Source organism: Cloacibacterium sp. DMC96 (assembly GCF_056313765.1).
Window position 1 is genome coordinate 1226736 of record NZ_JBQUZQ010000001.1, and the last position, 24531, is coordinate 1251266.

Annotated in this window: 22 protein-coding genes and 1 tRNA gene; 10 read left to right on the top strand and 13 right to left on the bottom strand. The window is 33.4% G+C overall.

Annotated features, from left to right (window positions below):
• Positions 1 to 44: 44 nt before the first annotated feature.
• The 3 genes from ACT53I_RS05455 to ACT53I_RS05465 all read right to left on the bottom strand — a co-directional run bounded on the left by ACT53I_RS05455 (position 45) and on the right by ACT53I_RS05465 (position 3910).
• Positions 45 to 1892 carry a M56 family metallopeptidase gene (locus ACT53I_RS05455; protein WP_476078794.1) on the bottom strand — a complete coding sequence of 616 codons (1848 nt, stop codon included), beginning with the start codon at positions 1890 to 1892 and terminating at the stop codon, positions 45 to 47.
• A gap of 66 nt (positions 1893 to 1958) precedes the next feature.
• Positions 1959 to 2318, bottom strand: coding sequence for a BlaI/MecI/CopY family transcriptional regulator (locus tag ACT53I_RS05460; protein WP_069798227.1), 360 nt, complete (start codon positions 2316 to 2318; stop codon positions 1959 to 1961).
• Positions 2319 to 2497: 179 nt separating this feature from the next.
• Positions 2498 to 3910, bottom strand: a complete 1413-nt coding sequence (locus ACT53I_RS05465; protein WP_476078795.1) for a CotH kinase family protein — start codon at positions 3908 to 3910, stop codon at positions 2498 to 2500.
• A 222-nt stretch (positions 3911 to 4132) separates the two neighbouring features.
• Between ACT53I_RS05465 and ACT53I_RS05470 the strand changes: the two genes are divergently transcribed.
• The 8 genes from ACT53I_RS05470 to pdeM all read left to right on the top strand — a co-directional run bounded on the left by ACT53I_RS05470 (position 4133) and on the right by pdeM (position 12460).
• A tRNA-Met gene (locus tag ACT53I_RS05470) sits at positions 4133 to 4205 on the top strand.
• Between the two features lie 60 nt (positions 4206 to 4265).
• Positions 4266 to 4877 (top strand): L-threonylcarbamoyladenylate synthase, encoded by a 612-nt coding sequence (locus ACT53I_RS05475; RefSeq protein WP_069798222.1) that lies wholly within the window; start codon positions 4266 to 4268, stop codon positions 4875 to 4877.
• Positions 4878 to 5121: 244 nt separating this feature from the next.
• Complete coding sequence (gene yaaA, locus ACT53I_RS05480; RefSeq protein ID WP_476078796.1) at positions 5122 to 5883, top strand: peroxide stress protein YaaA; 762 nt, start codon at positions 5122 to 5124, stop codon at positions 5881 to 5883.
• 101 nt (positions 5884 to 5984) lie between these two features.
• Positions 5985 to 6575, top strand: coding sequence for a YciE/YciF ferroxidase family protein (locus ACT53I_RS05485; protein ID WP_476078797.1), 591 nt, complete (start codon positions 5985 to 5987; stop codon positions 6573 to 6575).
• Between the two features lie 63 nt (positions 6576 to 6638).
• Complete coding sequence (locus ACT53I_RS05490; protein WP_476078798.1) at positions 6639 to 7676, top strand: ligase-associated DNA damage response exonuclease; 1038 nt, start codon at positions 6639 to 6641, stop codon at positions 7674 to 7676.
• A 3-nt stretch (positions 7677 to 7679) separates the two neighbouring features.
• Entirely contained in the window at positions 7680 to 9275 is a 1596-nt protein-coding gene (locus ACT53I_RS05495) for an ATP-dependent DNA ligase (protein WP_476078799.1), read from the top strand.
• Between the two features lie 47 nt (positions 9276 to 9322).
• On the top strand, positions 9323 to 11800 hold the full coding sequence (locus ACT53I_RS05500; RefSeq protein ID WP_476078800.1) for a ligase-associated DNA damage response DEXH box helicase: 2478 nt from the start codon (positions 9323 to 9325) through the stop codon (positions 11798 to 11800).
• A 21-nt stretch (positions 11801 to 11821) separates the two neighbouring features.
• A complete protein-coding gene (gene pdeM / locus ACT53I_RS05505) occupies positions 11822 to 12460 on the top strand; it encodes a ligase-associated DNA damage response endonuclease PdeM (RefSeq protein WP_476078801.1) in 639 nt (212 codons plus the stop codon).
• 47 nt (positions 12461 to 12507) lie between these two features.
• Here pdeM and ACT53I_RS05510 read toward each other — a convergent pair whose 3' ends face one another.
• Genes ACT53I_RS05510 through ACT53I_RS05520 form a run of 3 tightly spaced genes read right to left on the bottom strand, consistent with a single transcriptional unit; the run spans position 12508 to position 14012 of the window.
• The gene (locus ACT53I_RS05510) at positions 12508 to 13014 is read right to left on the bottom strand and encodes a pyridoxamine 5'-phosphate oxidase family protein (RefSeq protein WP_476078802.1); all 507 of its coding nucleotides are present in this window, start codon (positions 13012 to 13014) and stop codon (positions 12508 to 12510) included.
• Positions 13015 to 13056: 42 nt separating this feature from the next.
• Entirely contained in the window at positions 13057 to 13614 is a 558-nt protein-coding gene (locus tag ACT53I_RS05515) for a hypothetical protein (RefSeq protein WP_476078803.1), read from the bottom strand.
• Between the two features lie 23 nt (positions 13615 to 13637).
• A complete protein-coding gene (locus ACT53I_RS05520; protein WP_476078804.1) occupies positions 13638 to 14012 on the bottom strand; it encodes a SpoIIAA family protein in 375 nt (124 codons plus the stop codon).
• Positions 14013 to 14096: 84 nt separating this feature from the next.
• Here ACT53I_RS05520 and prmC point away from each other — a divergent pair, with 84 nt between their 5' ends.
• A complete protein-coding gene (gene prmC, locus ACT53I_RS05525) occupies positions 14097 to 14909 on the top strand; it encodes a peptide chain release factor N(5)-glutamine methyltransferase (RefSeq protein WP_476078805.1) in 813 nt (270 codons plus the stop codon).
• A gap of 100 nt (positions 14910 to 15009) precedes the next feature.
• On the opposite strand, the gene ACT53I_RS05530 is transcribed toward prmC, so the two are convergent.
• From ACT53I_RS05530 to ACT53I_RS05545, 4 genes are read right to left on the bottom strand one after another with little or no spacing between them, the layout of a single operon-like run.
• Complete coding sequence (locus ACT53I_RS05530; RefSeq protein ID WP_476078806.1) at positions 15010 to 15651, bottom strand: rhomboid family intramembrane serine protease; 642 nt, start codon at positions 15649 to 15651, stop codon at positions 15010 to 15012.
• Between the two features lie 10 nt (positions 15652 to 15661).
• Positions 15662 to 18265 carry a DNA gyrase/topoisomerase IV subunit A gene (locus ACT53I_RS05535; protein ID WP_476078807.1) on the bottom strand — a complete coding sequence of 868 codons (2604 nt, stop codon included), beginning with the start codon at positions 18263 to 18265 and terminating at the stop codon, positions 15662 to 15664.
• Between the two features lie 2 nt (positions 18266 to 18267).
• Positions 18268 to 18768 (bottom strand): hypothetical protein, encoded by a 501-nt coding sequence (locus ACT53I_RS05540; protein WP_476078808.1) that lies wholly within the window; start codon positions 18766 to 18768, stop codon positions 18268 to 18270.
• A 24-nt stretch (positions 18769 to 18792) separates the two neighbouring features.
• A complete protein-coding gene (locus ACT53I_RS05545; RefSeq protein ID WP_069798198.1) occupies positions 18793 to 20673 on the bottom strand; it encodes a DNA topoisomerase IV subunit B in 1881 nt (626 codons plus the stop codon).
• A 172-nt stretch (positions 20674 to 20845) separates the two neighbouring features.
• Here ACT53I_RS05545 and ACT53I_RS05550 point away from each other — a divergent pair, with 172 nt between their 5' ends.
• Positions 20846 to 21550, top strand: a complete 705-nt coding sequence (locus ACT53I_RS05550) for a DsbA family oxidoreductase (protein WP_476078809.1) — start codon at positions 20846 to 20848, stop codon at positions 21548 to 21550.
• Between the two features lie 53 nt (positions 21551 to 21603).
• Here the strand turns inward: ACT53I_RS05550 and ACT53I_RS05555 are convergent, their stop codons facing one another.
• The 3 genes from ACT53I_RS05555 to ychF form a co-directional block, all read right to left on the bottom strand.
• Complete coding sequence (locus ACT53I_RS05555) at positions 21604 to 22392, bottom strand: TIGR00266 family protein (RefSeq protein WP_476078810.1); 789 nt, start codon at positions 22390 to 22392, stop codon at positions 21604 to 21606.
• A gap of 110 nt (positions 22393 to 22502) precedes the next feature.
• The gene (locus ACT53I_RS05560) at positions 22503 to 23258 is read right to left on the bottom strand and encodes an SDR family NAD(P)-dependent oxidoreductase (protein ID WP_476078811.1); all 756 of its coding nucleotides are present in this window, start codon (positions 23256 to 23258) and stop codon (positions 22503 to 22505) included.
• A 174-nt stretch (positions 23259 to 23432) separates the two neighbouring features.
• Entirely contained in the window at positions 23433 to 24524 is a 1092-nt protein-coding gene (ychF, locus tag ACT53I_RS05565) for a redox-regulated ATPase YchF (protein WP_476078812.1), read from the bottom strand.
• Between the last annotated feature and the right edge of the window lie 7 nt (positions 24525 to 24531).

The following is a 24531-nucleotide window of genomic DNA, read 5'->3' on the forward strand; positions in this document are numbered from 1 at the left end:
AAAAATCCTTCAAGATTTTTAAACTTGAAGGATTTTAAGTTTTTTTATTTGGTTTGAATTCTTATTTCACCTTCTTCTTTGCCATTATTCACGTTTTTATTTACGTTTACAGTAGCAATATCATTAGGGTTTAATTTATCCATTTCTTCTTTGGTAGAAAGCTTACCATTGATATAATATTTAATCGATTTATCCGAGATAACTTTCATTGATTTTAATCCTTCAACTTCACTATTTCTAGTGGCTAAATTATACTTTATTTTATCTGCGGAAACACTCACTCCTCCATCTTTTGGGACATTAGCATCTACAGTAATTATCCAAGGATTATTTTGAGCATATTTTCTAGAAATTTCTGCCTGTTGTTTGGCAATTTCGGCTTGTTTCTTGGCGAGTTCTGCTTGTTTTTTTGAAAGTTCGGCTCTTTCTTTTGAAAGTTTATCTAATTTTTTGATTTCTTCTTTCGTAAGATTAGAATTTGGGCTGTTTTTTAACTTTTCTATACTTATAGGTGGGGTTATCGGAGCTAGAACTTCTACATCCATCATTTGAGGAACTCTCATTTTCTCAACTCTAATCATTTTATCTTTAAATTCTTTAGAATTAAATTTCTTTTCGAGCTCCTTCATTTTTTCCTCATTCATTTTGAACTGATTTTTAAATTCATCTGAATTAAAAACTTTATCCATTTCAGTAAAATTTATCTCAAATTCTTTCCAATTATTTTGATATGCTTCAGAATTAGCAATTCTATCAATCTCGTTTCCTAGATTTTCTAATTCTTTGGCTTTCAATTCATAATCATAACTATCTGCACCTTTTTCCTTGGCAATTTTCTGTAACTCTTCAGATTTTTTACGAGTTTGTTCGCTAAGTGTAGCTATTTTTTCGTTCTCTTTTTTAATTTTTTCAGAAGCTTTATTAATTTTCGCCTGTTGAGCTTCTAACAGTTTTTGCACATCTTTTTCTTTAACGGTATCTTTTTTAAGTTCCTGAACTGCAATTTCTATGGCTTTATTTTGCTTTTTGATTTCAATATTTTTAGCATTAACCAATAGCGCAAAGGAAACCCCGAAAAGAATTGGCAAAGCCAAAATTCTACGCGCATAACTGTATTTTGTATTTTTCTGTGTAAGCATTTTTAGTCGTTTTTTAAGGTTTGATGATAAAAACGGACTGGTTGCAGGCAATACATTTCCGGAGAAATTACTTGCCAAAAGCATCTGCGCAAATGCTCTAGTGTCCGCGTTTTTCACAGCTTTTTTGTCTGCCAAATATTCATGAATAAGGGTGATTTCTTTTTTGATGAAGTAAAAAATTGGATTAAACCAAAACAGCGATTGAATAATTTGGACAAACAGTTTATCAAAACTGTGTTTTTGTTCTATGTGTACCATTTCGTGTTTCAGGATTTGTTTTCCTAAATCTGAGTTGATCAGAATCGATTTTTTCCAAAACAAATTTCTAAAAAACGAAAACGGAGCATCATGCAAGTTGGTGTTATAAAAGGTAATTCCTTCTATGCTTTCCTTTGGGAACTCTTTTTTGAGTTGATGAATTTTCACCAATCCTAAAGTTAATTTGGCCAAAAGAAAAAAGGAAACTATTCCCAAAATCAAAGCTCCAAAATTCCAAAAATTGAAAAAATTTCCAACTTCTTGAGCAGAACTTTGGTTGAATTGATTCAGCAATAATAAAATTCTACTATCGGTTTCTATAGTGAAATATTCTACTTTTAAAAGCGGTAACAAAAGGCTTAAAACCATCGTTCCCAGAAGGTAAAATCTGTTATAATGGTGAAAAGTTTTGTCGCGAAGAAACAAAAGATAATATGCCGACATCACTGCCGAAACTAAAATCATCTTTCCGAAATACAGGAATATTGTTTCCATAGTTTTTGTTTTAAGTGTTGATTAATAAGTAATTGCGAATGACGAAGCTGTTACACTTCTTACTCATTATTTTTTAAGTTCTTTTAGAAGCATCTCTAAATCTTCTACACTCATCTCATTTTTTTCTACCAAAAATGAAACAGCGTTTCTGTAAGAACCTTCAAAATAGTTCTTCACTAAACTTTTTATGGATTTTCCGCTGTAGGTTTCTTTAGAAATAAGCGGGAAATATTCGTGCTGTCTTCCGTGAACGTTATGCCCCACAAACTCTTTTTCCATCAAAATTTTTAAAATGGTAGAAACGGTGTTGGTATGAGGTTTCGGTTCTGGAAAAAGTTCTAGTATATCTTTTAAGAAACCTTTTTCTAGCTCCCAAAGATATTGCATTACTTGTTCTTCTGCTTTTGTAAGTGTTTTTGCTGTCATAATCATTACATCATTATTGATAAGAAGAAATTAACTATTTCTAAAATCAAGTTTAACAAAAAAGAAATCATAACTAATAATTTAGTGATACAAATTTAGAAAAGATTTTCTTTTATCACTAAAAAATTAGTTAAAATATTGTTAAATTTTTATAACATAATGAAATTCAATAGAATAAATTAATTTCTAGGTATACTTGCTGCCTTTCTCACAAAATAATTATCGGTAGAACTGTTGCCTCTTAATCTGTAGAAACCACAATTTCCCCAAGAAGCAGGAACATCTGTAATGGTCATATCTTCGCCTGTATCATTAGAAACGTGCGCTGCAATCATATTTTGCCACTTCTGAATTCTTTGTTGACTGTAATCCAAATAAAACAAATCGTATTTCTTATCAATCAAATCATTTAAATATTTGATATATAGAGTTTTATATTCAGGAATAGATAAAACTTTTGAAACCAAAGGATTTTGGTCGCTTTTTCCCCAAGTTAAAGGATTCTGAATACCAGAATCTGTCATCAGAAGAGACGTTCCCAAAGTATTGTCATAATCATAAGGAATGAAATAAAATTTTCCGGCCGCATCAAAATAGAAATAAAAATTATTAGAATTATTCCAATAATCGTCCCACATTCCTACCATTACATTTACGGCGTAAGTTTTCAAAAACAGATTGACATCCATTTTTTGTGAAATATAAGTTTTAAAATCATCACCATTTTTGGAATTAACATTCGTGATGAAATCTGCTAATTGTGTTTTGGCTGTTTCCAAATTAGATTTACTGCCTTTGTAATCGTAAGTCGGCGTATTGGTATAAGTTAAAGTCACATCTTCAATTCCCATATTCGAAGTGGAAGCATCTTTAAAACTCGCTCCCCAATTTGCTTTCCATAAATTTCCAGTCGTAGAAAAAAACGTACTTCTATTGGCTAAATAAACATCGTCAACAGGTTCTTGCAACTGATAAACTCCAAAATAAGCGGCTTTGTTATCTCCAGTCACTTTAATGGTAAGTTTACAATAACTGGATTGTGGTGCAGTCCAAACTCCAAATTTCTCAAATAAATCATAAGAATAGACTTCTCTGGCATACATTGCATCGTCTTTAAACCATTTGAGAACCACTTTTTCTGAATTATGAAAGAGTTGGGATTTATTATATTTCTTGAAACTCACGGTAAAACTTGCATGATGCCAATCTGGATTGGTCACATTATGTGTTTCTCCGGGATTTCCTTCCGGTCTTCTTCTGCTGGTATTTCCTTTCAATCTTAATCCTATATTATCTAAAATTTCTGTAGTTCCGTTTTTAAGCCAAGTGAATTTCCCGGCTACATATTCTTCATTATTGGGATTTTGGTCGTAAAAACTCAAAAATTTATTCCATTCTGCAAGAGAAACTTCTACCGTAATTTCGGGCAATGCATTAATATCATAAATGAATTTTTGAGAATCTGTTTGAAAATAAGGCGGTTGATAAGCCTGTTGAAATAACGGAGGATCTGGAGTTATAGGATTGTTCTCTTCTTGATTTCTACAAGTTACTAAAAGTAAAAGAATACTGAACAGAAAAAACTTTTTCATTGTAAAATTTTCAGCTAAATTAAGACAAAGAAAATGATTGAAATAATAATATTGAATGATTTTTAATGGTTTCATGTGTTTTTCACTACTCTATTAGCCTACTTTTTCTTATTTTAAAAAACTTGAAATAAAATTTTTCTAGCTCATTTTCAATTCCTTAAATTCAATTTTCAATTAAGATTTGCAATTTTAAAATTTATTCGTATCTTTGCACCACAATAACGCGAGATGGAGCAGTAGGTAGCTCGTCGGGCTCATAACCCGAAGGTCACAGGTTCGAGTCCTGTTCTCGCTACTAAGCTTAAGAAGAGAATCAAAAATTTTTGATTCTCTTTTTTATTTCTTACCTTTGAGTATGGCAAAAATCCTGAAAATATATCCAGATAATCCTCAAGAAAATTACATGAATGAGGTGATTAAAACACTGCAAGATGGTGGATTGATTATTTATCCATCAGACACAGTTTATGCGTTGGGTTGCGATATTTACAATGTAAAAGCCATGGAAAAACTCGCTCGTCTTAAAAATACTACACTAGACAAAGCGCAATTTTCTATTATTTGTAACAATCTCAGCCATCTTTCAGAATTTACCCGTCCTATCGAAACGTCTACTTTCAGACTTTTAAAATCTAAAATTCCAGGACCTTTTACCTTTATTTTAGAGGCCAATAAAAATTTACCACTGGCTTACAAAGGCAAAAAAACCGTAGGAATTAGAGTTCCAGACCATCCTATTCCGCAGTTAATTGTGGAGAAATTAGGTCATCCCATTGCTTCTACTTCCATAAAAGATGATGACGAAGTCATAGAATATTCTACCGACCCAGAACTCATTGCAGAGAAATATGATCATTTGGTAGATATCGTTATCGATTCTGGTTACGGAGATAACGTAGCTTCTACCATTGTAGATTTAACTAGCGGTGAACCAGAAATTTTACGTGAAGGAAAAGGAATTCTGTAAAAGTGTCAGTCTGAGCGAAGTCGAAGACTTTGGGCGCCAATTTGACTCCTAAAGTCGTCGAACCACTTCGTCAGGTTTCCGCCTTCCGCTCCCATTTTTTTGCTACATTACATTTCGCAAAAAGAGTTCCGCTTCAGTCGGGGCGCAGTTTTCGTCTATGATAGTAATAGTCGGCAAAAATCAAAATTTGTCTTATTTTTGAACATTCAAAATCTAAAATTTAAAATTTTAATTTAAAATTTTCATGAAAATCATTACTTCTCCAGCAAAACTGATGAATGTAGAAAATTCTACAGAATTTTTAAAATCTACAACTCCAAAATTCATAGAAGAAGCGACTTTAATACATTCTTATCTCAAAGAAAAAAGTCCACAATATTTATCAGAACTAATGGAAATTTCAGCAAAATTAGCAGATGAAAACTGGCACAGAAACCAAGTTTGGAAACCCAAACCAACTGCCAAAGAATCCGCTCCTGCCCTTTTTGCTTTTACAGGAGAAGTTTACAGAGGTCTTGATGCAAAAACACTAAGCAAAGATGCTGTGGATTATCTTCAAAAAAATCATAGAATACTTTCTGGTTTGTATGGTCTTCTGAAACCTTCAGATAAAGTAATGCTTTACCGTTTAGAAATGGGTAGAAATTTCGAATTTGAGCATTATAAAAATCTGTACGAATTTTGGAGTGACAAAATCACAGAACAAATCAATTCAGAACTTAAAAAAAATGAATTATTGCTTAATCTAGCAAGTAATGAATACGGGAAAGTTATCAACAGAAAAAAACTCAACAATCCTGTTGTAGATTTTGAATTTTACCAAACTCAACCGAACGGAAAACTGAAAACCATCGTAGTTTACACCAAACATTCGAGAGGTTTAGTTGCTAGATTTTGCGCCGAAACCAATGCCAAAACATTGAATGATGTAAAAGCGTTTAACTATGAAAATTATTTGATTAACGAAGAATTATCAACAGACCAAAAATTGGTTTTTGTAAGGTAATTTTATAATGATTTTCAAATAAAATATAAGAAAAAGTCCTCTGGAAAGATAGAAATTTGCCATATCACAATCACAAATTATTAATTAAAAAAAAGATAAGTATGGCAACTCTTACAAAAACAAAAAAGACGACAACTAAAACTTCAACTCCTAAAATTACTGCAGTAAAAACTGTAAAAGCAGAAAAAGTTCCTGCTAAAAAAGACGCTGCAAAAGATTTAGCAGATTTATTTGAAGATGGACTAAAAGACTTGTATTGGGCAGAGAAAAATCTCCTAAAAAACATGCCGAAAATGCATAAAAATGCAAGTTCTGCAGAACTCAAAAAGTCTTTAGAAGACCACATGAAAGAAACAGAAAATCAAATTAAAAGAATTGAAGACTGTTTCAAAGAATTAGGAAAAAAACCACAAGCTGTTGTTTGTGATGCCATGAAAGGCTTATTAGAAGAAGGAAAAGGCATTATGGAAGAAACAGAAATGGGTGCAGTACGTGATGCAGGAATCATTGCAGCTGCTCAAAAAATGGAACATTACGAAATTGCTTCTTATGGTACACTCGCAGCTTTTGCAAAAGTTTTAGGATACAAACAAAGTTTAAAATTATTATTAGCCACTTTAGAAGAAGAAAAAAAATGTGACGAACATTTAACTCAAATTGCAGACACCAATCTGAATACTAAAGCAAAATAATTTATACTTTTACTTCACATAAAAAACCGATTTCAACATCGGTTTTTTTTAACTTTAAAAATCGTGAAACTGATAGAATTTCGCAAAGAAGGCATTTATTGTACGAAAGGAGATTTCTACATAGACCCTTGGTTTCCTGTAAAGAAAGCCGTGATAACGCATGCTCACGCAGATCATGCAAGATGGGGAATGCAAGAATATCTTTGTACTCACGAGACAAAACCCATCCTAAAATCTAGAATTTCAGAAGATATTTCGGTTCAAAGTTTAGCTTACGGTGAAACACTAGAAGTCAACGGTGTCAAATTAAGCTTTCATCCTGCTGGTCATATTGTTGGTTCTGCACAAGTCCGTTTAGAATATAAAGGTTTTGTGACGGTAATTTCTGGAGATTATAAAATTCAAGATGATGGAATTTCTACACCTTTTGAAGTTTTAAAATGCAATGAATTCGTTACTGAATCTACTTTTGGTTTGCCAATCTATCAGTGGAAATCGGTAGAAAAAATCAACCAAGAAATTCAAAATTGGGTGATAGAAAACCAAAAAATGAACAAAACATCTGTATTTTTTGGATATTCTCTAGGCAAAGCACAACGTTTAATGAAAGCTTTAGAAGGAATCGCAAACATTCATGTACATTCCTCGATTCATCGATTGAATGAGGCTATTACTTCGACAGGATTGATTTTACCAGAAACTCAACTTTTAGAAATTGATGATAAAAAAACACTAGAAAATCAAATCGTCATCGTTCCGCCAGCTTTATTGGGAACGAATATGATTAAAAAAATTCCAAATGCTGCTACCGCAATTTGTTCTGGTTGGATGCAAGTGAGAGGAAGAAGACGCTGGAAATCTGCAGATGCAGGTTTTGCCATTTCGGACCACGCCGATTGGAACGGATTATTACAAACGGTAAAATCTACAGAAGCCGAAAAAGTATATGTAACCCATGGCTCTACCGAAATCTTCTCAAAATATTTAAATGAAATCGGAATTTCTGCCGAAGTGGTGAAAACCAAATTTGGCGAAGAAGAACAAGGAGACGATAATATAGAACCTGGAAGTCAAGAAGAAAATTCTAATTCAGAATTGTAAACCATGAAGCAATTTTCACAATTATTTTCTACGTTAGAAACGTCTAATAAGACCAACGACAAAATTTCGGCGTTGGTACATTACTTTTCTACCGCAACAGAAGAAGACAAATTGTGGCTGATTGCACTTTTTACAGGAAAACGACCAAAAAGACCTGTAAAAACCAATTTTCTAAAACTTTGGGCAATGGAAATTTCTGGAATTCCAGAATGGCTTTTTTTAGAAAGTTATGCTTCTGTAGGCGATTTAGGCGAAACCATTGCACTTTTATTGCCACCTTCTGAAAATTCTATTGATCAATCACTTTCCGTTTGGATGAAAGAAATCATCGCGTTACATGATAAAACCGATGAAGAAAAAAAAGAATTCGTTACAAATGCCTGGAAAAACCTTGACACGCAAGAACGATTGATTTTCAATAAATTAATTGGCGGAAGTTTCAGAATTGGCGTTTCTCATAAATTGTTGGTGAACGCACTTTCAAAATATTCAGGAATTGATGAAAACGCTTTAATGCATGCCATTATCGGAAAATGGAAAGTAGAAGAAACTCAATTTTCCGAATTGATTAATGGTGAAAACATCAATACAGACGCATCAAAACTCTACCCTTTTTGCTTGGCATATCCATTAGAAAACGAACTAGAAAAGTTAGGAGAAGCAAAAGATTGGCAAATAGAATATAAATGGGATGGAATTCGTGGACAAATCATCAAAAGAAATGAGGAAATTTTCATCTGGAGTCGTGGTGAAGAATTGGTAACAGAACAATTTCCTGAACTCGTAGAAAACATCAAAAATATCTCTGGAAACTTCGTTTTAGATGGAGAAATTTTAGCCATTAAAGAAGGGCAAGTTCTCAATTTTAATGACTTGCAAAAACGTCTGAATCGAAAAAATGTTTCTAAAAAAATGATGGAAGAAATTCCAGTAGGCATGTACGTTTATGATTTATTAGAACTTGATTTTGAAGATTTACGGAATGAAAAGTTAGAATTTAGAAGACAAAAATTAGAAAATCTCATTCAAAATGCTAAAAATTTCAAATCTCAAATTTCAAATCTCAGATTGTCAGAAATTATCGATTTTAATAATTGGGAAGAACTTCATGAAATTCGTGAAAAATCTAGAGATATCAATTCAGAAGGATTAATGCTGAAAAGTAAAAATTCTATTTATCATGAGGGAAGAAAAAAAGGCGATTGGTGGAAATGGAAAGTTGCTCCACTCACGATTGATGCGGTACTCATTTATGCACAAAAAGGCTCTGGAAGAAGGAGCGCTTATTATACAGATTACACTTTTGCGATAAAAGACGGCGAAAAACTCGTCACCATTGCCAAAGCATATTCTGGTTTAACGGATAAAGAAATTATGGAAATCAATAAATTTATCCGCAATAATTCTTTAGAAAAATTCGGACCAGTGAGAACAGTGAAACCCGAATTGGTTTTCGAAATTGCCTTTGAAGGAATTGGCTACAGCAGTAGACATAAATCTGGTGTTGCAGTGCGTTTTCCAAGAATTTTAAGATGGCGAAAAGACAAAACTGTGGAAGAAATAGACACCATAGAAACCGTGAAAAGTTTAATTAATTGAAATTTGAGAATTGAAAATTGAAAATTCTTAAAAACTGCGAGCATTTTATGAAAATTAATAAAACCCAAGGTTACCAAATCATCCAAAATTGGATGAACGAAAAAGGTCAAAAACCGTTTTCTTTTCAAGAGGAAACTTGGAGTTTGTATGCTCAAAATTTTTCAGGATTGGTAGTGGCTCCCACTGGTTTTGGAAAAACATTTTCGGTATTTTTAGCTGTTATCCATAGTTTCCTCAATCATCCAGAAAAAGTAAGGACAAGTCGAGACTTTTCCAAATTACAATTGCTTTGGGTTACTCCACTTCGTTCGCTTTCTAAAGACATTGCGAAAGCCATGCAATCGGCTATAAATGAAATCGGATTGGATTTGACAGTTGGAGTAAGAAACGGCGACATTTCTGCATCAGAAAAGCAAAAACAAACGAGAAATATGCCCGAAATTTTGGTGGTAACTCCAGAAAGTTTGCATTTGCTTCTCGCTCAAAAATCTAAAACCAAATTTTTTGAAAATCTACAATGTGTCGCTGTAGATGAATGGCACGAATTGCTCTCGTCAAAACGAGGCGTGATGGTAGAATTAGCACTTTCGCATTTACGAAGTATTTCTAAAAATTTGAAAATTTGGGGATTAACCGCCACCATCGGAAATTTAGAAGAAGCGTTAGACGTTTTAGTTCCTTATGAAACTCCAAAAAAAATAGTTCTCGCAAAAGAAAAAAAGAAAATAGAAATCCTATCTGTTTTGCCAGATGAATTAGAACTTTTGCCTTGGGTTGGACACATGGGAAGCAAAATGACAGAAAAAATTCTTCCGATTATCGACCAAAGCAAGACCACTCTCATTTTTACCAACACCAGAAATCAAGCGGAAAACTGGTATCAAAATTTATTAGCAGCCAATCCAGATTTGGCAGGTCAAATCGCGATTCATCACAGTTCGATAGATTTTGAACTCAGAAATTGGATTGAAGATAATTTAGCTTCGGGTTATTTAAAAGCGGTAGTTTCTACTTCTTCTTTGGATTTAGGCGTAGATTTCAAACCTGTGGATACCGTGATTCAAATCGGTTCCAGTAAAGGTATTGCAAGATTTTTACAAAGAGCTGGAAGAAGCGGACATTCTCCTTTTGAAACTTCTAAAATTTATTTCGTTCCTACTCATTCTTTGGAATTGATAGAAGTGGCAGCGTTGAAAGAAGCGCATAAGCAGAATCAAATCGAGAAAAGAGAGCCAGTTGTTTTAGCATTTGATGTTTTGGTGCAATTTCTCGTGACTTTGGCAGTTGGCGAAGGTTTCAGAGAAGAAGAAATCAAAAAACAAGTCCAAGAAACCTTTTGTTTTCGAGAAATGACAGACGAAGAATGGAAATGGATTTTGCAGTTCATCACTGTTGGTGGAAAATCCTTAAAAAGTTATGAAGAATTCCAAAAAGTAATCATAGAAGACGATATTTACAAAGTCAAAAGCAGAAGAATTGCGATGCTTCATCGTATGAATTTGGGCGCAATTGTAAGCGATGTGATGATGAAAGTGAAATTTTTCGGAGGTGGTTACATTGGCATGATTGAAGAGTTTTTTATTTCCCGTTTGAACAAAGGAGATGCTTTTATTTTAGCAGGAAGAGTTTTAGAAATTGTGAATATCAAAGAACAGGAAGTTCAGGTAAAATTAAGCTCAAAAAAACGCGGAATTGCGGCAAGTTACGCAGGTGGAAGATTGCCAATGACTTCCTATTTGTCTCATTTTTTACGAGAAAAATTGGATGATTCTCTTTCACCAAATCCTAAAGAAAAAGAACTAAAATTTCTACAACCGTTGCTTCTAGACCAAGAAGGCGTTTCTCACATTCCAAAATCTGATGAATTTTTGGTAGAACTCATCGAAAACAAATACGGAAATCACCTTTTCATGTATCCATTTGAAGGAAGATTGGTTCACGAAGTGATGTCTGCTTTGGTAGCGTACAGAATTTCTAAAATTTTCCCGATTTCATTTACCATGGCGATGAATGATTATGGTTTTGAACTGAGTAGCGACCAACCGATTCTTTTAGAAGAAAAGCATTTGCAACAAATTTTGAGCAAAGAAAATCTCATTCAAGATGTGATGGCAAGTATCAATGCTGCGGAAATGGCCAAAAGAAAATTTCGAGATATTGCGGTGATTTCCGGCTTGGTTTTACAAAATTATTACGGCAATAAAAAGAAATTTAAAAGCATTCAATCTTCGTCAAATCTTATTTTTAAAGTGTTAGAAGATTACGAACCCGATCATTTACTTTTAAGACAAGCATACACCGAAGTATTTAACAATCAGTTAGAAGAAGTACGACTAAGAGAAGCTTTTGAGAGAATTTCGGCTTCTAAAATTGTATTCGAAAAAACCACCAAATTTACACCACTGAGCTTCCCTATAAAAGTAGACAGCCTTCGACAATCGCTTTCTAGTGAAGATTTATTGACCAGAATCGAAAGAATGAAAACCGCTGGAATCCCTAAAAAAAGAAATCGCTTTTCTCGATAATTTTTCTCGTATTTTTGCAACATGATTTCTGAAATTTCTATCAATTTTGCTGGAGAACAATTGAAGCTCAACCAATACCGAAGTGTTTTTTGGGACAAAGAAAAATCTTTGATTTTGTCTGATTTACATTTAGGAAAAACAGCTCATTTCAGAAAAAACGGCATTGCTTTACCGAATGGTGTGATTGAAAAAGATTTAGAAAATCTCCAAAAATTAATCGAACTTTATGACCCTGAAAAGATAATCATTGTAGGCGATTTATTCCACGCAGAACTGAATTCTGAAATAGAAATTTTCAGAAAATGGTTTGAAAATTTTAACACGATAAAATGGTTGCTTGTGAAAGGAAATCATGATAGATTTTCTAAAAAATTCGGAATGGAAGAAACTGAAATCTATGAAACCGAAACTCTAATTTTCTCTCACGAATCTTTAGATTCCCTTCAAAAACCACAAATAGGTGGTCACATTCATCCTGGAGTTTCACTGATGGCTCAAAACCGACAGAAATTGAAATTTCCTTGCTTTTTAGTATCAGAAAATCAAATTATTTTACCCGCATTTTCTCAATTTACGGGACTTGACACCAATTTTGAGAAAAAGCAAAATTCTACTTTTAAAAAATACATTGTTACCAAGGAAAAGTTAATTGAATGGTAAAAAAAAGTCCGCAATAAATTGCGGACTTCAATATATATAGAGTGCTTCTAGATTGAAATTTGTCCTTCTACTCCATCACTGTTATCGGTTTTATTACCAGTAACAATAGCAATAGCAAATGACAATAAAGAAACGAGTTTACCAGCTTTAGTATCCCAATAATAGACATCTTCTGGAGCAATTCTCAGAATAGAAACATTCGGGTCATCTTTGCCATCAAACCAAGCGTTGGCAAAAACACTCCACTTTTCTTCTATTGTAGATTTATCATCATAGATAAATGCTTTTCCATATACAGAAAGATATTCACTGTCGCTATTATTCATAAAATAAAGTTGCACTCTAAAATCTCTTTCGATTTCCATATTTTTATTGCTTTCTTTGCTCGAAATAAACCAAAGATTTCCTTCATCATCACATTCTTGCAAACTCATAGGTCTAGAATTGGATGGCAATTGGTCTAATTCGGTCACAAACATACACGTTCTTGCTTTTTCTGAAAGCTCTTTAAGCTTTTCTATGGCTTCTTTTTGAAATAAATTTTGGGTTGACATAAATTTTGTGATTTGGTGATTGATATAATGTATTTGTGTTGTTTAATACGTTTTAATATTTAGAATTCCATTAAATCCTAAGAAAAGATTTCTGATTTTGTGATAAAAATTCACCGTTTCTAGATTAATCATTTCGTTGGTTTCTTCTATTTCTGTAATAATTTTATTTCTCAATCTTCTAATTGAAAAAGAATTAATTGCCAATCTTTTTTTGCTTTTATTCTTTTTTTCAATGACCAATTGAGAACTCATCATCGGATTGAGATGAAAACTAATGATTTGTTCGTCTGGAAAATTGGTTTCTTCTAAATCTCTTATTTGAAACCAATCATAGCAAGTCGTTTTCTGATTTTCATCGGTAACGCAGATTCTAATCAGGTCGCCATTTTCTATTTTTCCCGTTTTTTCTTCTCCATGCTTGTTGCAAAGTTGAAAATGACAATGTTCCTTGTCTTTAACCAAGTTCCAATGCTCTACGTTGTAGAGATTTTGTTTTAAATTTTTAAAAATTTCTTTAGCATTGTTGTCGTTTTCAAGTAGAATTTCCGAAACAGAACTGCTTTTGGTTACGGTAATTTGAGGATTTTTATTTTCGTTCATAGCAAGAGTTTTTGATAGGGTGATTAAAGGTCAATTTGTTCCGAAGTCCACTTTACGGCTGTATCGTAATCTTTTTTATCAAATCCTTTAAACTCACCAATCATAATTTTGCTAAAAATCTCTGTAAAATCTTGTACCGTTTCAGAATCATAAACGATGGCTGCTCTATTCCATTTGGTTAATGTCTTTACACCCAACATTGCATCTTGGAACCACGCTCCTGCTGTAAATTTGGCTAAATCCGTTTCGATGACCAACATGTAATTCAATTTATCTTTTTCCTCGATAAATTTTTCTACTTCTGGCATTACTACGTCTATAAAATCTTTTGCTGAAACCTCGTCTGTGGCTAAAAATCCCACCATGTTATCTGGTAATTCTTTGATTCTAGTAATCATTATTTTTATTTTTTGACAAATTTCAGAGTTTAAGCTCTGAAACATATTACAAAATATTTAGGATAATTTATATAATTTTGTAAAATGCAATTTCAAGATTATTTCCACTCGTTTTCTGAAGCTTTAGCGACTATTTATTCCAAAGAGGAAAGCAGAATTCTTTACCGATATTTCTTAGAAGATTTTCAAGAAAGAAAAGTAGAAAATCAAGCTGCGGAATTCAAAAAAGTAACTGAAGAACTCAAAAAAGGAAAACCATATCAACAAATTTTGGGATATACAGAATTTTATGGAAATAGATTTTTTGTAGACGAAAACGTTTTAATTCCTCGTCCAGAAACAGAAGAATTGCTAGAATTGGCCATTAATAAGATTCGAGATTCGAGATTCGAGATTCGAGATTTTAAAATTCTTGACATCGGAACAGGAAGCGGAATTATTCCGATTACTTTAAAAAAACATTTCCCAGATGCGGAAGTTTTCGCAATAGACATTTCTGAAAAAGCACTTGAAATTGCTCAAAAAAACTCAACATTCCATAAAACAAGAATTAACTTTATTCAATCAGATTACCTGAATACAGATTTGACCGAAAATTATGATGTAATCATCTCAAATCCTCCCTACATATGCATAGATGAAAATACGGAAATCGAAGATTCGGTAAAAGGTTTTGAGCCCAATATCGCTTTATTTTCACCAACTTCTGATGCACTTATTTTCTACCGAAAAATTGCAAAAGACTGTGAAAATCATCTCAATGAAAACGGTTTATTTTTCCTTGAAATCAATCAAAAATTAGGAAAAGAAACACTAGAATTATTCAGAAATTTCTCAGAAAGCGAATTAGTAAAAGATTTATCTGGCAATGATAGATTTGTGATGGGAAGAAAGTAATTTCTCTCGCTGATTAAGCAAATTTTGCAGATTATTTATAATGAAAAAGTCGGACAAAATCCGACTTACTATTTTTAATTTTTGAATTCTTTATTATAAACTACCCAATTTTCTTCTTCACAAAAACTTGGTAACTCATGTAAATCAAAGGAAGTGACATCACAAGCAAATAAACTGCATTATTCATCGCAATTTCTGGTTCTAGTGCAACTGCATAAACCAATCCAAAAGCAGCGCCACCTAAATGCGCAGCGTGACCAATATTATCATGCGGTCTTGGATTAAGCATCATGTAAACGGAATATCCAAAATACAAAGCTCCAAAAATATAACCAGGTAAGAAATTTACTTCAATTTCGTTAGGCGCATAAGCTACTGCTGCAAATAAAATCCCTGAAACGCCACCACTTGCTCCAATTGCCGAATACCAACTTTGTTTTTTATACAAATACAAGGAAAATAAATTCCCAATAACAATTGAGCCTAAATAAACCAACAAAAATCCTGAAACACCATATACATATAAAACGATTGGCGCAAAGAAATACAGCGTCAACATATTGAAAAACAAATGTCCCCAATCTGCATGAAGAAATCCTGCAGAAAGCAGTCTGATGTATTCTTTTCGATTTTGTATCGCAGAAACATTGAACTTATACTTTTCAAAAAGTTGAATGTTTTGGAATCCCATAATACTGATGATTACAGTAATGGCAATGATTATTAATAATATTGGATGCATGCTTTTTTAATTATTCATTATTTTCATCAATGGAGAATAAATCTCCGATTTGACCTTCTTCTGGAATTTCGTTAATGTCAGAATCTGCATTCGCTTCTTCACTTTCAGATTCCTCTGCTTCAATAATTTCTTCTTCCAAAGGTTCTGGAATAGTGATGTTAATTGATTTTACTTTTTCTTTGATAAACTGATTTCCGATAGCTTTAATACCTTTCACGGCGATAAATTCATCAATATTGATGATTTCTGGCTCTTTTTCTTTGCCTGATTTATCTTTCGGGAAGATAATTTCTGCAGTACAACCATCAGAAGTTCCCACAAATTCTACGAAAGATTTCGGATGTTCGCTTGGCATAAAATGCTGAACATTCGTGGTATTTTCGAGTAAGAAACGTTTGATGAAATAGATTCCTTTTTCGCCATCAAAATAGATACACGTAATCGGCTGTTCTGGCTTCCATTTTTCTAAGATTAAATATTCATCATCAAAACGATTAAGCAAGTCAAAAGTCACCAATTTGGCTTCACCATTTTGATTTATGGTTAAGATTTTGTCATTACCTTTGAAACTGCCTAATAATGTACCTCTTCCGTCTGCATTCAGTCTGCGAACCGTATCATCAAACCAAATTTTTCTTGGAGCCAAAGTAGAAACGCCTTCTTCTTTTAAATCAACTTTCTTCACGGCGTATTTGGTTACGAGATTTCCTCTGGAATCTCTTCCTTTAATCGCTAATTCTGAGAAATCAATCTCAATTTTATTTTTTCTAACTCTAGAATTTGGTTTCAGTAAAACGGTTACCGTTTCTGCTTCACCATTTGGATTGGCAGAAAAATACAACATTTCTGAACCTTTTTTATCAGAAGCCAATTTATAGTCTGTATTTCTGGTAACACCCGTTACAGAAAAACGTTTCATGTAGTAAGGACCTTCTTTACCTTCTCGATAAATCATGTTGTAAACGGTACGTTTATCGCCTTTTTTGAAAACGCCAACGTGTACAATATTTTTTCCGATGAACGTTTTGGCTTCTACTTTTACCACTTTCATGGTTCCATCTTTTTGGAAGGTGATGATGTCATCAATATCAGAACAATCGAAAACGTATTCGTCTTTTTTAAGCGAAGTTCCTATGAAACCTTCTTCTCTATTGACGTAGAATTTTTCGTTAGCTAAAACTACTTTGGTCGCATCGATGTTATCAAAAACTCTAAGTTCTGTTTTACGCTCTTTGTCTTTTCCGTATTTTTTCTGAATATTGGTAAAATAATCGATAGCATAAGCAATGAGATTCGCCAAGTGATGTTTCACCTGTTCCATTTTACCTTCTAGCGCGAGGATGTTTTCTTCGGCTTTATCTCTGTCATAACGAGAAATTCTCATGAAAGGAAGTTCCGTCAACTTGATGATATCTTCCACCGTAATAGCTCTCATTAGTTTTTTAATGAAAGGTTTCAGCGCTTTATCAATCGCTTCATAAACTTCTTCTTTTGAGTTTTTACCTTTAATTTCTTGGTAAATTTCATTCTCAATGAAGATTCTCTCTAAACTCGCAAAATGCCACTTTTCTTCGAGTTCATGGAGTTCTATTTCCAACTCTTTTTTGAGCAAAGAAACGGTGTGGTCTGTATTTCTTCTTAGAATTTCAGAAACGGAAAGAAACTCTGGTTTGTCGCCAACAATTACACACGCATTCGGCGAAATAGAAACTTCGCAATCCGTAAAAGCATATAACGCATCTATGGTTTTGTCTGGAGAAACGTCATTGGCTAAATGAATATTAATTTCTACCTTATCAGAAGTATTGTCTTCAATTTTTTTGATTTTGATTTTCCCTTTTTCGTTGGCTTTGATCACAGAATCTATTAAATCGCCTGTATTTTTAGAAAAAGGAAGCTCGGTAATGCAAAGGGTGTTTTTATCTTTTTGAATAATTCTAGCTCTAGTACGGAGTTTTCCGCCACGTTGACCATCATTATAATTGCTTACATCTAGTAAACCTCCCGTTTGAAAATCTGGATAAAGTTCAAATTTTTTGCCTTTCAAATAAGCTACAGATGCACTCAATAATTCATTAAAATTATGAGGCATAATTTTGGTAGAAAGTCCTACCCCAATTCCTTCTACACCTTGAGCCAAAAGCAAAGGAAATTTTACAGGTAAATCAATCGGTTCATTATTTCTACCATCATAAGATTTGCTCCATTCTGTAGTTTTCGGGTTGAAAACCACTTCCAAAGCAAAAGGAGTTAATCTTGCTTCAATATATCTGGCTGCCGCTGCAGAATCTCCTGTATAGACATTTCCCCAGTTTCCTTGGGTATCAATGAGCAATTCTTTTTGGCCAATTTGAACCATTGCATCCGTAATAGAAGCATCACCATGAGGATGGTATTTCATGGTATTTCCTACAATATTGGCAACTTTATTATATCTACCGTCTTCTAATTCGCGCATAGAATGCATAATTCTACGCTGTACTGGCTTAAAACCATCAAAAATAGACGGAATGGCTCTGTCTAGAATTACGTATGACGCGTAATCTAGAAACCAATCTTTATATAAACCTGATACTTTTTTTAAGGATTCTTCCTTGTGCTCGTGTCCTTCCATTATTAACCTTGCGTTTTACCTTCTCTGTTTGCTTCTATATTGGCCTTTATAATTTTTTTCAAAGAAAATTTTAAATCTTTGATTTCTTTGTCCGTGAGATATGAAATATCATACTTCAAAATCACTGCTTGATGATGCTCTTTTCTGCTTTTTATTTTAACATATAATTTTTTAAATAAAAAAGCATTAACTACTTCATAAGAGAGAATTTTATACTTGGGAAACTCATCTCTAATCTCTTTGCTGAGGAAAGGAATGATATTTCGATTTTTAAAATTTACCGCTTCTCCATCACTATCATACTCGAAAATCTGTCGGCCTCTCACCAAAAAAAGAATGAGCAATACAACAGGAAGCAGGACAAATAAAATGCTTTCGTTACCGAACATTGCCAATCTGGTTTTTTCTAAAATAAAACCAGCTAAACCTATCACAATCAATACATTAATTAATGTAAGGACAAAATTATAAATAGGTATTCTACTTCTATTGCTTAATCTCATTGGTTGGTTTTTAGTTTATTGTTTTTATGATGCGTCGTTCAGAACCTCTTTTTTATCAATATCTGGGTCTTCCACCACTAAGTTTTCCAAAATGAAAGTTTGTCTGTCTGGAGTGTTTTTACCCATGTAAAACTCTAATAAATCATTAATGGTACTGTCTTTACCAATGACTACTGGTTCTAGACGAATATCTTTCCCTATGAAATGTTTAAATTCATCAGGTGAAATTTCTCCCAAACCTTTGAATCGGGTAATTTCTGGATTTTTGCCTAATTCATTCAGTGCTTTCAAACGTTCTTCCTCAGAGTAGCAATATCTAGTTTCTTTCTTATTTCTCACCCTGAAAAGTGGCGTTTGCAAAATATATAAATGTCCATTTTTAATTAAATCAGGGAAAAATTGTAAGAAAAACGTAATCATCAACAATCGAATGTGCATTCCGTCTACATCGGCATCGGTAGCTATGATAACATGATTGTATCGCAAATCCTCTAAACTATTTTCAATATTCAGTGCAGCTTGAAGAAGGTTAAATTCTTCGTTTTCATAAACAATTTTCTTGGTCAAACCATAGCAGTTGAGAGGTTTTCCTTTCAATGAAAACACCGCCTGAGTTTCTACATCTCTTGATTTGGTAATAGAACCAGAAGCAGAATCTCCCTCAGTAATGAAAATCATGGTTTCTGATTTTCTAGACGCTTTTTGGTCATTGTAGTGTTGTCTACAATCTCTCAGTTTTTTATTGTGAAGCGAAACTTTTTTCGCTCTTTCTCTCGCTAACTTCTGAATTCCCGAAAGTTCTTTTCTTTCTCTTTCAGAAATGATGATTTTTCTTAAAATTGCTTCGGCAACTTCTGGATTTTTGTGTAAAAAATTATCAAGTTTATTTTTTAAGAAATCAATGATAAAAGTCCTTACAGAAGGCCCATTTGGACCAATATCGTTTGAACCCAATTTGGTTTTGGTTTGAGATTCAAAAACGGGTTCTTCTACATTAATCGAAATAGCGGCAATAATAGATTTTCTAATATCTGCTGCTTCAAAGTTTTTATTAAAAAATTCTCTTATCGTTTTTACATACGCTTCACGGAAAGCATTAAGGTGTGTTCCACCTTGTGTAGTATTTTGTCCGTTTACGAAAGAGAAATAGGTTTCGGTTTGTGACTTATCAGAATGGGTAATCGCGAGTTCGATGTCTTCATCATTCAAGTGAACAATTGGATACAGAATTTCGCCTTCTAACTCTTCTTCCAACAAGTCTTTTAATCCGTTTTCAGAGTAATAGGTTTCTCCGTTAAAGATAATTTTAAGCCCAGGATTCAGATAAGCGTAATTGCGAAGCATTCTTTCGATATACTCTTTTCTGAATTTGAAATGCGTGAAAATACTGTAATCAGGAATGAAAGAAATCTCTGTTCCGTTTCTGTCTGAAGTATCGGTTTCAGGATGGTTTTCGGTGATGTTTCCTTTCGAAAACTCTGCCACTTTCATTTTTCCATCACGGAATGAGCGCACTCTAAAATAATCAGAAAGTGCATTTACCGCTTTAGTACCTACACCATTAAGACCTACAGATTTTTTGAAAGCTTTAGAATCATATTTACCACCCGTATTCATTTTAGAAACCGCATCTACTACTTTTCCTAAAGGAATACCACGACCAAAGTCTCTGATGGTTACTTTGCCTTCATCTAATTTAATTTCGATTCTTTTTCCAGATTTCATACGGAATTCATCGATAGAGTTATCAATGATTTCCTTTAACAAAATATAAATCCCATCATCTGCAGAAGAACCGTCTCCTAGTTTCCCAATGTACATACCAGGACGAAGACGAATGTGTTCTTGCCAATCGAGCGTTCGTATGTTTTCTTCTGAATAATTTACCTGTAGATTCTCACTCATATATTTCCTGCTTTACCGCGTGAAAGTTAATTAAAACCAATAACTCACAAATTTAACGAAACTAAATTTATGGAAGAAATTTTGTGGAAAAGTTTTTTTAGCGAGAATTTATCATACATCAATGCAATAGTGTCTAAACTAAACTATATTTGTAGCACAAAATTGGAAAATTATGAAAATAAATATTTGGAGTGACGTTCGTTGTCCGTTTTGTTTTGTTGGTAAAAAGAAATTTGAAAAAGCATTAGAAAAATTTCCTCACGCCGAAAAATTAGAAATCACTTGGCACAGTTTTCAATTAGACCCACAATTGATAACTCAGCCAGATGTAAATCCTTATGAATATTTTGCGAAAGCGAAAGGAATTACCCTAGAAAGAGCAAAAGCCATGCATGAAGGTGCAGCAATGGCTGGAAAAGAAGCGGGAATCGACTTTAATTTTGATGACTCTAAAGTGGCTAATTCTAACAAAGCACATTTGCTGATTCAGTTGTCAAAAACTAAAAATTTAGCCAATGAAATGGAAGAAGCGCTTTTTGAAGCACAGTTTTTAGACGGAAAAAACATTGATGACGATGAAACATTGATCCAATTGGCAAAATCTATTGGAATCACCGAAGATGAGGCTAAAAACGCCTTACAATCTGATGAATTAGGCTATCTCGTGAAACAAGATATGCAATTGGCTTCACAATTAGGAATTAATGCAGTTCCTTTCTTTGTGATTAATGACAAATACGGAATTTCTGGAGCGCAACAACCTGAATTGTTTTTAGAAGCATTAGAAAAAACTTGGAAAGAATTTTCGAATGGTGACAAAGGTTTACAACTCATCAATTCTGGAGAATCTTGTGACATTGATGGAAATTGCGATTAAAAAAAGCGAACCTTAAAAAGTTCGCTTTTATTTTTGAAATCAATAGTTAAATATTAAAATCCGTCTCCATCGAGCATATTTCCTAATTTTCCTAAAACACTTCCTTCTTCTCTTCTTCCAGAAGGACCTGCATATTGTAAAATTCTGCTTGCCAATCTGCTGATAGGAAGCGTCTGAATCCAAACTTTCCCTGGACCTTGTAATTGTGCAAAGAATAAACCTTCTCCACCGAAAATGGTATTTTTAATTCCGCCAACAAACTGAATATCGTAAGAAACAGTTTGAGTGAACGCTACAATACAACCTGTATCTATTTTTAAAATTTCGCCAGGTTGCAATACTTTTTCTACCACATAACCACCACTGTGCACGAAAGCCATTCCGTCTCCTTCTAGTTTTTGCATAATGAAACCTTCTCCTCCAAAAAGTCCAGTTCCTAATTTTCTTTGAAATTCTATCCCTACAGAAACGCCTTTTGCAGCACAAAGAAAACTATCTTTCTGACAAATCACTTTTCCACCTAAATCAGACAAATCTAGAGGAATAATTTTTCCAGAATAAGGCGCAGCAAAGGTCACTTGTCTTTTTTGATAAGAAGTATTGGTATAAACTGTCATGAAAAGATTTTCTCCTGTCAACAATCTTTTCCCTGCAGAGAATAATTTTCCTAATAATCCGCCAGTTTCTGTTCCGTCGCCAAAAAGAGTTTCCATTTGGATACCATCTGTCATCATCATAAAACTTCCGGGTTCAGAAATCACTGCTTCGTGTGGATCTAATTCTATTTCAACACATTGCAATTCTTCACCGTGAATTTTGTAGTCTATTTCGTGATTGTTCATTTTTTTATTTTTTTACAATTAGTTTTGAAACCATTGAAATCGTTACAAAAAAGCGAACAATAGCGTTCGCTTTCTTTCAAATATTATAAATTTTTATCTTTATTTATGAACTAAACTGCTAAATATCCGCCATCTACAGGATAGTAAGAACCCGTGATGAAAGAAGCATCATCTGAAGCCAAAAAGAGAATTAAATTGGCAACTTCTTCTGATTCTCCTAATCTTCCGAAAGCATGTTTGGTTTCTAAATATTGAAGCGCTTCTTTTCCCATAGATTCTTCATTCACCAAACCGGTATAAATGAAACCTGGACCTACTGCATTCACACGAACTTTTTCTTTAGCATATTCCCAAGCGGTAGTTTTGGTAAGTCCTACAACTCCATGTTTTGCTGCAACATAAGCTGCTGATTTTTCAAAACCAACTTGACCTAAAATAGAAGCGATGTTCACAATACTTCCACTTCCATTTTTCACCATTTCTGGAGCTTGATATTTCATACCATAGAAAACACCTGTCAAGTTAATATCAATTACTTTTTGCCAACCTTCCAGAGACATATCACCTGCTTTATTAATTTCTCCTCCAATTCCTGCATTATTTACCGCAATATCTAATTTTCCAAAAGCTTTGATGGTTTCTTCTACCAATTTTTGATGATCTTCCGCTTTAGAAGTATCTGCTTTTACAAAAATAGCAGTGCCCCCACTATTTAAAATTTCGTCAGTCACTTGTTTTCCGTGTTCTTCGTTAATATCACTTACCACAACTTTTGCGCCTTCTTTTGAAAACAAAAGAGCAGTAGCTTTGCCAATACCGGAACCAGCTCCAGTAACAATTGCTACTTTATTTTCTAATTTTTTCATAATGTTTACTTTTTGGATTTTTATAAATTTACAACTATATATCTAAAACTTGCGTTAAGACTTTGTTATAATTTTTAAATAGAAAGTTAAAATATACAATAGCTAAAAGACATATAAAAACAAAAAAGCGAACTTTTAAGTTCGCTTATATTTATTATTTGTCAAGAATGAAGTTTACACGTTAAAACGGAAATGCATTACATCACCATCTTTTACGATGTATTCTTTTCCTTCTACTCTCATTTTTCCAGCTTCTTTTACTTTCGCTTCAGAACCATAGCTCACGAAATCATCATAACCGATAACTTCTGCTCTAATGAAACCTTTTTCAAAATCAGTGTGAATTACACCAGCAGCTTGTGGAGCAGTCCAACCTTTACCAATCGTCCAAGCTCTTACTTCTTTAACACCCGCTGTAAAATATGTTTGAAGGTGCAATAAATCGTATGCTTTCCTGATGAGTCTATTAACTCCTGGTTCTTCAAGACCTAATTCTTCTAAGAACATTTGTCTTTCTTCGAAAGTTTCTAGTTCATTGATATCAGCTTCAATTTGTGCTGCTAAAACTACTACTTCAGCATTTTCTTTAGTTGCCATTTCTTCGATTTTCGCAATCCATTCGTTACCGTTTTTAATTGCATTTTCATCTACATTACAAACGTAAAGCACAGGCTTTTTGGTTAACAAGTGAACCTCATCAATAATAGATTGAGTAAAATCGTCTGTAGGAAATTCTCTTACATTTTTACCATCTTCAACAAATTTCTGAAGATTTTGAAGCGTTTCGTAAGTTAAAATATCTTCTTTTTTACCAGACTTAATGAACTTTTTAGCTTTTTCAACTGCTTTACCAAGCGTTTCAAGGTCTTTTAACTGAAGTTCTATATCGATAATTTCTTTATCTCTCATTGGATCTACAGAACCTTCTACGTGAACGATATTTCCATTATCAAAACATCTTAAAACGTGAATAATCGCTTCACATTCTCTGATATTTGCCAAAAACTGGTTTCCTAAACCTTCCCCTTTAGAAGCACCTTTTACCAAACCTGCAATATCTACAATTTCTACCACTGCTGGTAAAACACGCTCTGGATTTACCAATTTTTCTAACTCAAAAAGACGAGGGTCTGGTACAGAAACTGTTCCTAAGTTAGGTTCGATTGTACAAAACGGATAGTTCGCAGATTGTGCTTTGGCGTTGCTAAGACAGTTAAATAAGGTTGATTTACCTACGTTTGGTAAACCTACAATTCCACATTTCATTGTAATT

Excerpts from the sequence above, each read along its gene's own strand:
- ACT53I_RS05550 (WP_476078809.1), top strand. The coding sequence starts at position 20,846 with ATGAAAATAAATATTTGGAGTGACGTTCGTTGTCCGTTTTGTTTTGTT.
- ACT53I_RS05485 (WP_476078797.1), top strand. The coding sequence starts at position 5,985 with ATGGCAACTCTTACAAAAACAAAAAAGACGACAACTAAAACTTCAACT.
- ACT53I_RS05455 (WP_476078794.1), bottom strand. The coding sequence starts at position 1,892 with ATGGAAACAATATTCCTGTATTTCGGAAAGATGATTTTAGTTTCGGCA.
- ACT53I_RS05530 (WP_476078806.1), bottom strand. The coding sequence starts at position 15,651 with ATGCATCCAATATTATTAATAATCATTGCCATTACTGTAATCATCAGT.
- ACT53I_RS05545 (WP_069798198.1), bottom strand. The coding sequence starts at position 20,673 with ATGAGTGAGAATCTACAGGTAAATTATTCAGAAGAAAACATACGAACG.
- ACT53I_RS05515 (WP_476078803.1), bottom strand. The coding sequence starts at position 13,614 with ATGAACGAAAATAAAAATCCTCAAATTACCGTAACCAAAAGCAGTTCT.
- ACT53I_RS05460 (WP_069798227.1), bottom strand. The coding sequence starts at position 2,318 with ATGACAGCAAAAACACTTACAAAAGCAGAAGAACAAGTAATGCAATAT.
- ACT53I_RS05500 (WP_476078800.1), top strand. The coding sequence starts at position 9,323 with ATGAAAATTAATAAAACCCAAGGTTACCAAATCATCCAAAATTGGATG.
- ACT53I_RS05535 (WP_476078807.1), bottom strand. The coding sequence starts at position 18,265 with ATGGAAGGACACGAGCACAAGGAAGAATCCTTAAAAAAAGTATCAGGT.
- ACT53I_RS05495 (WP_476078799.1), top strand. The coding sequence starts at position 7,680 with ATGAAGCAATTTTCACAATTATTTTCTACGTTAGAAACGTCTAATAAG.
- pdeM (WP_476078801.1), top strand. The coding sequence starts at position 11,822 with ATGATTTCTGAAATTTCTATCAATTTTGCTGGAGAACAATTGAAGCTC.
- ACT53I_RS05520 (WP_476078804.1), bottom strand. The coding sequence starts at position 14,012 with ATGATTACTAGAATCAAAGAATTACCAGATAACATGGTGGGATTTTTA.
- yaaA (WP_476078796.1), top strand. The coding sequence starts at position 5,122 with ATGAAAATCATTACTTCTCCAGCAAAACTGATGAATGTAGAAAATTCT.
- ACT53I_RS05560 (WP_476078811.1), bottom strand. The coding sequence starts at position 23,258 with ATGAAAAAATTAGAAAATAAAGTAGCAATTGTTACTGGAGCTGGTTCC.
- ACT53I_RS05475 (WP_069798222.1), top strand. The coding sequence starts at position 4,266 with ATGGCAAAAATCCTGAAAATATATCCAGATAATCCTCAAGAAAATTAC.
- ACT53I_RS05465 (WP_476078795.1), bottom strand. The coding sequence starts at position 3,910 with ATGAAAAAGTTTTTTCTGTTCAGTATTCTTTTACTTTTAGTAACTTGT.
- ychF (WP_476078812.1), bottom strand. The coding sequence starts at position 24,524 with ATGAAATGTGGAATTGTAGGTTTACCAAACGTAGGTAAATCAACCTTA.
- prmC (WP_476078805.1), top strand. The coding sequence starts at position 14,097 with ATGCAATTTCAAGATTATTTCCACTCGTTTTCTGAAGCTTTAGCGACT.
- ACT53I_RS05555 (WP_476078810.1), bottom strand. The coding sequence starts at position 22,392 with ATGAACAATCACGAAATAGACTACAAAATTCACGGTGAAGAATTGCAA.
- ACT53I_RS05510 (WP_476078802.1), bottom strand. The coding sequence starts at position 13,014 with ATGTCAACCCAAAATTTATTTCAAAAAGAAGCCATAGAAAAGCTTAAA.
- ACT53I_RS05540 (WP_476078808.1), bottom strand. The coding sequence starts at position 18,768 with ATGAGATTAAGCAATAGAAGTAGAATACCTATTTATAATTTTGTCCTT.